The following is a 6,725-nucleotide window of genomic DNA, read 5'->3' on the forward strand; positions in this document are numbered from 1 at the left end:
AAGCCAATACACAACTTATTCTCTTCATGTTGCAATGTCACTAAAAAGTAAGTGGAGTCAGCGCATGTATGAACTGTGCCAAAAATGGCAGGGTACAGATGGCTTTAGAATCACTGTTAACGATTTGCGTCAGTCGTTTATGTTGGAAAAAAAATACGACCGCTATGCGCTTCTAAACGAGCGTGTACTCCAAGTTGCAAAACGAGAACTCAAAGAACTTTATGACCTGGGACAATGCGACGTTTATTTTGAGTTCACAGAAGAACGCAAAGGAAGAACCGTTGAAACTTTACGTTTCAAACTATTCCGCAAAAATGCTATGAATGTAAAAAATAGCAACGATTTATTATTGGAATTGATTCCAATATTTCAAGCTACTTTTGAAACTTCTAAAAAGCCGAAGAATGATGTTTTCGTAAAGGAATTAATTATGAAGCTGCAGAAGTTCCCAAACCTTATAGAACCAACAAATAAAAGAATTAAAGAAGTTTTAGCTCAAGGAACTAGAAGCGATACACCTAGATATATGCGTTTCATTTTGAATGAAGATGTCGTAGCATATGATCCTGCGAAAGAAAAACAGAAAAAGAAAGCTGCTAAAACTGAAACCAATTCTAAACCAAAAGAAGAAGCTCCAGATCCAATGGAAGAGATTTTGAAGCTGAGTAAAACAATGGCTGCAGAAAAATAAAAAAACAAAGCCCTAAAATTTTTTATGTAAGAAATAATTGTATATTTGAAATCGAAAATCTTCTCTAATCAACCTTAAAAAGGCTATGTATGTGCGGTTTAGCTTCGCATATACATTAGTTGGTAGAAAATTTTGATAACCGTGTTAAACAGACAACTCGCTTGAAGATACAATAGATTTCATTCAAGGAAATAAGAAAATTTAGCAAACTTAAAACCAACGGGGCGGTACATTAACCAGCACAATTGCTAAAGAAAAGTACCTAAAGTTATCGTCCTTACGGTAATCCGTAAAATAATAAAAGGGAAGAAAATTATGTTATGAAGAAATTAATTTTTTGCTTAACTGCCGCGATTATAATAGCAGGAGCTTTATTTACAAGTTGTTCTACAGAAGAAGAAGAAGAAGTTAAAAAAAACTTTGACTTCTCACAATTACTTTTAAAACCTAATCAATTAAATTCTGTATTGTTTAATATTGAAAACAATAAAAAAAGAAATGAAAATTCAAAAAATGTTGATGTACTAAAGGCAGAAAATGAAATGAAAACAGCATTGCAACCATTAATTGAAAATGGCCGAATTATTCATAATAGTATGCTAAATGAAATTAATTCAACAATTGAGTTTCAAAATATGACATTTACTGAGCAACAAGAAATAACAAATTTAACCGATGAACAATTAGTGGAATTATCATTTATCGTTAATTTTCAAGCTCAAGCTCAAGCTCAGGGTATTGATGGGACTAGGGCCAGGGGCTGTTTAGCTACTGCAATAGGCATTGTCGGGATAAGATCATTATATTACAATACTCTAGCTCTAGGAACTGTTGAAACAATGATTGGGGCCTTAAGATTGATTGGTAAGCGATATCTGGGATGGATTGGTGTTGCGTTAATGGTGTATGATTATGCAACCTGTATGGGTGAACCAACTGCATATCAAGAGCCTAGTGAAGGGGCTGGTTTTTTAGAGCCAGGGCCTGGTTATCAAGGGCCAAGACCTGGTTATGGAGGGTCTGAATATGTACCAGCAGAGTAAACTGCATAACCATCTATCTGAAATTGTAGATGTTTTATTTACAATTGGTTACATCGTTTATTTTATTGATAGAAATATAACCTTGACATTCTCAATTAAGTATATATCGTTGATACCTATTGTAGCAAACTCCATCATACTTTTTTATTTATTATTTTGCAAATTGAAGATTAAAAAAATGGAGGGAAATTATGATTTAAAAATATCATACGTCATATTTCGTTTAGTATTTAATCTATTATTTTTATTATTGATAATTTATGGAAATATGATCTTTTCTAGCTAAATAATTAGTAAAAAATAACATAAAACTTTATTTTAAACTATTGCAAATTAAAAGCAGTTTTTGTCTTTATCAAAAACTGCTTTTAAAATTTGTAGAATTTTTTAAAAATGATTTAAAAAAGAAAATTAGGAAAAGTAAATCTTCTGCCAACATCAGTTTTGCGAAATAGAGAGTTTGGTGCTAATTTCAAATTCAGTTTTTCAATTAAACTTTAGTGCAGAATTTAAAATTTATTCTTCGGAATACGCAAAGCCGCAAAACGTTAGGATATTTTGCCTCATGGTCAGAAAATTAAGAATTTAAAAAAGAAAAAATGGAAGATAATTGTTTTGTAATAATGGCTATAAGTGATCAAAAATATGATGATTTAGAAATTTCAGCTGATCAATTAAAAGATGATTACGAAAATGTGATAAAACCTGCAATTTTAAGTGCGAGATCAAAAATGAATATTGTGAGAGCTGATGAATGTGCTGTTCCTGGTACTATTACAACTGATATTTTAACACATTTAATGTATGATACTTTTGTTATTGCAGACGTAACATTTCCAAATCCTAATGTGTTTTATGAATTAGGACTTAGACATAGCTTTAAACCAGGTACGATTTTAATAAAAAACTCTAGTGTTAAAATAAAAACTCCATTTGATATTTCGCATCAAAGATATATTGAATATGAATGCACGCCTAAAGGAATACAAGACTTAGCGAAACAGCTTAGAGAGTTTTTTAATTGGTACGACAAAAATCCATTGAAACCAGATAATCAAGTTTTGCATTTAGCTCAATTAATAAAATTTGAGTTTCCTAAATATGCTCAACCTAAACAAGAAGTACAAACAGACTTAATGGTAAATATGTTCTCTCTTTTGGCTGCAAATCCTGAAATGCTTCCATTAATTACAGATAATTCACTTGGAGACATGGAAAAAGGCATGATGGCATTACAACTATTTAAAGATCAGCCAGATGCAATTAAAACATTAATTCAATTAGGACAACAGAACAATAATGAATAAAAACAGCAACTAACACACGTCTTGCGTCATTTGCGAATTTAGTGGAATTACCGTTTTTTATCGTGTTTTCATTTAGCTGAAAATACTCGTCTTGGTAAAGCGAAAAGCGGCAAAACGTTGGCGGATAGCTCCACGCAGAGTCAAGAATCTAACGAAATAGTGACACTGAAATTCTAAAAGTAAAAGACTGTGAAAAATGCATTTAATCAAAATGATACTGCCCAGTTCATCCAACGAGTTGAAAAATTATCATCAACATCACAACCTAATTTTGGGAAAATGGACGTTGCAACAATGTTAGCTCATTGTAACGTAACATATGAAAAAATATATGACAACATTCATCCGAAATCAAATGCTTTAAAAAAACTACTACTGAAAATGTTTGTAAAAAATGTTGTAGTCAGTTAAAACCTTTATAAAAAGAACGGGCAAACTGCGCCAGAATTTATAATTAAAAACAGTAGAAATTTTGAAACCGAAAAAAAGCGTTTAATACCTATTTTTTTAATTCTTAACAAGAATAATATTTGGTGCTTTCTTAATTTAGAAAGTATTGGAATCTTCGATTTGTCAATCAAATTAAATATATACAATATCCATTTCACAACAACCATAAAAAAAGCCCTGGACTAGCGTCTAGGGCTTTTTAGTTTCGACTATTCAACCTCGTCAATTTGATCTAAGAGATTAGTTTGATTTGATGGTATTTGGTATTTACAGTCGACTGTATTTTCTTTTTTGAATAGTAGTTCCAGTGCGGCATATAGCTTTAGTAAAACATCCCTGTCTGCAGCTTCAATTTCTACAGCCTTATTGAAATCAAATAAATAATTGTTCGTATTTCGAACTTCTATTTTAATTGTTTTTGGGGTGATTTTGAATTTTACTATATCCATACTTTTAGTTTTTATCGTGCGCTAGTTGCATAAACCTTTAATCATTTCATAAGCGCGCTTATATCCCAATTCACCTGCTTTATTAAGGTCTGAACATCCTTCCTCTATTTGGTTCAATGCATTTCTGTAAAAACCTCTATGATAATATGCTTGTGCGCTTTTAGGGTTGATTTCAATTACTTTGGTTAGATCGGCATTTCCTCCTCTATAATCTAGTAATTTGAATTTTATAGTCGCTCGATAATAATACGCATTTGCATCATTAGGATTTATTTCTATAGCTTTCGTGAAATCTGCGATAGCTTCTTCATCATGGTTTAATTCTGCTTTTGAAACTCCTCTTTTATAATATTCATTTGAATCGGTATTACTTATTTCTATAGCTTTATTAAGATCTAAAATAGCTCCTTTAGAATCTTCTTTTTTAATGTTCTCAGCATCTACTTCAGCTTGACTATAGCCAAATGAACTTACTGCAAATAAAATAAAACATAAAATTACCTTTCCCATACTTTTACTTTTTTGGCATTGCTTTTATCTCTCCATTCTTTTTCTCGTGACGCGTAATGTAACTTTCAAGAGCTTCATTTATGATGTCCTTGATTAACATACGGTCCCAATAAGCAATCGCTCTCATCTTTTCAAGTAATTCCTCTTGAACTATAAAAGTAGCTCTTGTTTCGATTCCTTTTGCGTCTGCTTGTGGAGCTTGGACAGCTTTTTTACTATTCTCTTTTGGTTCTGCAGCTGCTGGAACTGTTTCCGGTTTATTTGTATCTCCTAATAACGAATTCAATCCGTTTGAAAAACTTTTCTTTTCCATAACTTATATATTTTAAGTTTACTAAATAACATTTAATTACTTAGTAATATTTAATTACTAGTATTACTATTGTTATTCAGTTTACTTACGATTCAAGATTTCTTCTGATAATGCTAAATAGTCCTCCGCGCCGTTACTCTTTGCGTTGTATCTGAAGATATCCAACCCTTGTGCCGGTGCTTCTGCTAAAGCGATATTATCTCTAATCTATTGTCTTTTAAACTATGATTTTTTACGGAAAAAACTTACTTATATAATCTTGTATCTAAATACCTTCGATGATAATTATAACCTACAAATAAAAAATTATATTATTATGCGAATTTTAAAAACTATTTTATTTTTGATCTTATTGATTAACTTAACTGTTTCTTGTACTCCTGATGAAATTGTGAAGGATTCAGAACAACAAAATATTATTGACCCTCAAGCTACTGGTGCTGAAGGCGCTGATGTGGATCAAACAGTAAAAGGCAAATAGAAAGTATTTAATAAAATAGTAAAAGTCTTTCATTAGCTTTGCTATTTAAAATTAAACATGAATAAAAAACACATATACTTAATTTTATTTCTTATTTTAATAGGTTGCAATAAAAATGATAATACTGAAAAAAGTATAAATCAACCCTATGATAGTATTCCCTTATGGATTGATCTTTCAAAAACTACTACACTACCATTAATAGAAAGAAAGAAAAATTTAGATAAAGCATATAAAATCCTAAAATCTGGAAAAATAGACACTTCATCAACTAGACAATTAAGTAATATTGCCTATCAATATTTAAATTTAAAAGACACTCAACGCTTTAAAAGTTTAAATAAAGAAACTTATAAACTAGCATTAAGTATAAAAGATACTTTTACACTAGCAGATGTTAACTGGAGCGAAGCTAACTATTATAAAAAAATTGAACAATACGATAGTGCTTATTATTACTATAATAAAGCGTATAGATATTTCGAAAAAATAGATCATCAAAATGAAGCCGCAAAAATGTTGTACGGAATGGCTTTCATTAAAGGGAGATATGAAGACTATTTTGGTAGTGAAATATTGATCATAAAAGCTATATCAAAGTATAAATCACTAAATGAAGTAGAAGCTTTATATGCATCTTACAACCATTTAGCATTGTTACAGAGCGATATTAATGAATATTCTAAAGCTTTATTTTACAGCAATAAGGCTCTAGAATATCTAAATAAATTGGAGAATGACAGAGATCTTTATACTGTAAGTTATAATAATATAGGAACTGTTTATCAAAAACAAAAAAAATACAAGAAAGCTTTGTTTTTTTATGATAAAGCATTAAAAAGTGATGATAGTTTATATGCGAAAAACATAGAATTATACGCCACATTAATAGATAACAAAGCTTTCTGCAAGCTAATGATAAAGGATACTGTAACAGTAAAAACCATGCTTTACAAAGCCCTTAGAATAAGAGACAGTACTAATAATAAAGGTGGTCAGATAATGAGTAATATCCACTTATCAAAATATTATACTTTAACAGGAGATTTTACTAGAGCCATATTCTATATCAAAAAATCTAATGTATTAGCAAAAAAAATAAAATACAGCAGAGATTATTTAGAATCACTCCAAATATTGTCCACATTAGATTCTAAAAATGGAATTTATTATTTGAAAGAGCATATAAAATATAGTGATAGCTTAGAAAATCATAATCGTATGACTCAAAATAAATTTACCAGGATAGAATATGAAACCAATGAATATGTCAAGGAAAATAAGATCTTATCTCAACAAAATTTACAAATAATTATTATTGCATTAATAACTTTACTTATAGTGTCTCTGATTTACTATATTATAATTCAAAAATTTACAAATGAAAAGTTATTATTAGAAACAGAACAGCAAAAAGCAAATGAGCAAGTTTATGTTTTAACTTTAAAGCAAAAAGAAAAATTAGAAAAAGAAAAAAAAAA

The 6,725-nt window shown here is 29.8% G+C and carries 8 protein-coding genes and 1 pseudogene; 6 read left to right on the forward strand and 3 right to left on the reverse strand.

Translation table 11 applies throughout. The annotated features are described in order from the left end of the window. The 4 genes and pseudogenes from H603_RS0112575 to H603_RS16800 all read left to right on the forward strand — a co-directional run. Window positions 1-691: pseudogene (locus tag H603_RS0112575) on the forward strand (replication initiation protein); the annotation flags it as partial. A gap of 320 nt (window positions 692-1,011) precedes the next feature. Beyond that, window positions 1,012-1,734, forward strand: a complete 723-nt coding sequence (locus tag H603_RS0112580) for a hypothetical protein (RefSeq protein WP_026708948.1) — start codon at window positions 1,012-1,014, stop codon at window positions 1,732-1,734. A gap of 599 nt (window positions 1,735-2,333) precedes the next feature. Further along, on the forward strand, window positions 2,334-3,041 hold the full coding sequence (locus H603_RS16795; RefSeq protein ID WP_157510444.1) for a hypothetical protein: 708 nt from the start codon (window positions 2,334-2,336) through the stop codon (window positions 3,039-3,041). A gap of 189 nt (window positions 3,042-3,230) precedes the next feature. Then, window positions 3,231-3,452: a hypothetical protein gene (locus H603_RS16800; protein ID WP_051219313.1), complete on the forward strand. Its 222-nt coding sequence runs from the start codon at window positions 3,231-3,233 to the stop codon at window positions 3,450-3,452. A 248-nt stretch (window positions 3,453-3,700) separates the two neighbouring features. On the opposite strand, the gene H603_RS0112590 is transcribed toward H603_RS16800, so the two are convergent. From H603_RS0112590 to H603_RS17145, 3 genes are read right to left on the reverse strand one after another with little or no spacing between them, the layout of a single operon-like run. Further along, entirely contained in the window at window positions 3,701-3,940 is a 240-nt protein-coding gene (locus tag H603_RS0112590) for a hypothetical protein (protein WP_026708949.1), read from the reverse strand. 21 nt (window positions 3,941-3,961) lie between these two features. Further along, the gene (locus H603_RS16805) at window positions 3,962-4,450 is read right to left on the reverse strand and encodes a tetratricopeptide repeat protein (protein ID WP_051219315.1); all 489 of its coding nucleotides are present in this window, start codon (window positions 4,448-4,450) and stop codon (window positions 3,962-3,964) included. A 4-nt stretch (window positions 4,451-4,454) separates the two neighbouring features. After that, a complete protein-coding gene (locus H603_RS17145) occupies window positions 4,455-4,763 on the reverse strand; it encodes a hypothetical protein (protein ID WP_051219317.1) in 309 nt (102 codons plus the stop codon). A 316-nt stretch (window positions 4,764-5,079) separates the two neighbouring features. Between H603_RS17145 and H603_RS0112605 the strand changes: the two genes are divergently transcribed. After that, window positions 5,080-5,244: a hypothetical protein gene (locus H603_RS0112605; RefSeq protein ID WP_157510445.1), complete on the forward strand. Its 165-nt coding sequence runs from the start codon at window positions 5,080-5,082 to the stop codon at window positions 5,242-5,244. Window positions 5,245-5,301: 57 nt separating this feature from the next. Then, window positions 5,302-6,725 (forward strand): tetratricopeptide repeat protein (locus H603_RS0112610; protein ID WP_026708951.1); only part of this gene is annotated, 1,424 nt, incomplete at its 3' end.

It is taken from the genome of Flavobacterium frigidarium DSM 17623, assembly GCF_000425505.1.
Taxonomy (GTDB): Bacteria; Bacteroidota; Bacteroidia; order Flavobacteriales; family Flavobacteriaceae; genus Flavobacterium; species Flavobacterium frigidarium.